The 1,582-nt window shown below is 62.5% G+C and carries 2 protein-coding genes and 1 pseudogene; all 3 read left to right on the forward strand.

Annotated elements, in window-relative coordinates; all coding sequences use genetic code 11:
• A pseudogene (locus U5782_RS41150) lies at nucleotides 1-196 on the forward strand (branched-chain amino acid ABC transporter permease); the annotation flags it as partial.
• A gap of 15 nt (nucleotides 197-211) precedes the next feature.
• Nucleotides 212-1,381, forward strand: coding sequence for an ABC transporter permease subunit (locus tag U5782_RS41155; protein WP_322049607.1), 1,170 nt, complete (start codon nucleotides 212-214; stop codon nucleotides 1,379-1,381).
• A 24-nt stretch (nucleotides 1,382-1,405) separates the two neighbouring features.
• On the forward strand, nucleotides 1,406-1,582 hold a 177-nt coding region (locus U5782_RS41160), incomplete at its 3' end, for an ATP-binding cassette domain-containing protein (RefSeq protein ID WP_322049608.1).

The raw sequence follows: 1,582 nt of genomic DNA on the forward strand, positions 1-1,582 counted from the left end.
CAACCTGGGCGGCGCGATGGTCGGCGGCGTGGTGCTGGGTCTCATCGAGCAGTTGGGCGCGGGCTACATCGGCAATCTGACCGGTGGGGTGTTTGGCAGTAACTATCAGGACGTCTTCGCATTCGTCGTGCTGATCGTCGTGCTCGTGTTCCGTCCGTCGGGGCTGCTGGGCGAACGTGTTGCGGACCGCGCATAAGAGGGGGTAGACAAGATGACTTCCATTCAACCGATCGAGCCGTCGACGACGCTCATCCCCGAGAAGAACACGACGAAGACGCTCGCCGTGGGCATCCTCACCGCGGCCTTCGTGATCGCGCTGCCGATGGTGGTCGGCGCGACCGGCGGCAACTACTGGGTGCGCGTGCTCGACTTCGCGATGCTCTATGTGATGCTCGCGCTGGGTCTGAACGTGGTGGTGGGCTTCGCCGGCCTGCTGGACCTGGGCTACATCGCGTTCTACGCGGTGGGCGCCTACGTGGCTGCGTTGCTGTCCTCGCCGCACTTGACCTCGCAGTTCGAGTGGATCGCGCATATGTTCCCGAACGGGCTGCATGCACCGTTCTGGGTCATCATCCCGGTGGCGATGGCGCTCGCGGCGCTGTTCGGCGTACTGCTCGGCGCACCGACCCTGCGTCTGCGTGGCGACTACCTCGCGATCGTGACGCTGGGCTTCGGGGAAATCGTTCGTATCTTCATGAACAACCTCGACCGTCCGGTGAACATCACCAACGGCCCGAAGGGCATCACGGGTATCGATCCTCTGACGGTGGCGGGCTTCAATCTCTCGCAGACACACACCTTCCTGGGCTTCTCGTTCCCGTCGGTGTACATGTACTACTACGCGTTCGTGGTCTGTGCGCTGTTCGTGATCTGGGTCTGTACGCGTCTGCAGCACTCGCGTATCGGCCGTGCCTGGGCTGCCATCCGCGAAGATGAAATCGCCGCCAAGGCAATGGGCATCAACACGCGTAACGTCAAGCTGCTCGCCTTCGCGATGGGCGCCTCGTTCGGCGGCCTGTCGGGCGCGATGTTCGGTTCGTTCCAGGGCTTCGTCTCGCCGGAATCGTTCACGTTCTGGGAATCGGTCGTGGTGCTCGCCTGCGTGGTGCTCGGCGGCATGGGCCACATTCCTGGTGTGATCCTGGGCGCGGTGCTGCTCGCGATCTTCCCGGAATTCCTGCGCTCGACCATGGGTCCGCTGCAGAACGCCATCTTCGGTCACGAGATCGTCGATACGGAAGTGATTCGCCAGTTGCTCTACGGCCTCGCCATGGTCGTCATCATGCTGTATCGCTCGGAAGGTCTCTGGCCGGCGCCCAAGCATGAAGACAAGATCGCGAAGATCGCCAAGCGCAGCAACAAGAAGCCGGTGCGTGCGTAAGCCACAGGACACGGAGAACCATCCATGAGCAATAAACAGATCCGCCTGTCCGTCAATGGCGTGAACAAGCGCTTCGGCGGCCTGCAAGCGCTGTCCGACGTGGGCCTGAAAATCGAGGAAGGCACCATCTATGGCCTGATCGGCCCGAACGGTGCGGGCAAGACCACGTTCTTCAACGTGATCACGGGCCTCTACACGCCC

The sequence above is a fragment of the Paraburkholderia sp. J67 genome, from assembly GCF_905220265.1.
GTDB lineage: Bacteria > Pseudomonadota > Gammaproteobacteria > Burkholderiales > Burkholderiaceae > Paraburkholderia.

Bases quoted from the DNA above. Each gene is read 5' to 3' on its own strand.
- U5782_RS41155 (WP_322049607.1), top strand. From the start codon at position 212: ATGACTTCCATTCAACCGATCGAGCCGTCGACGACGCTCATCCCCGAG.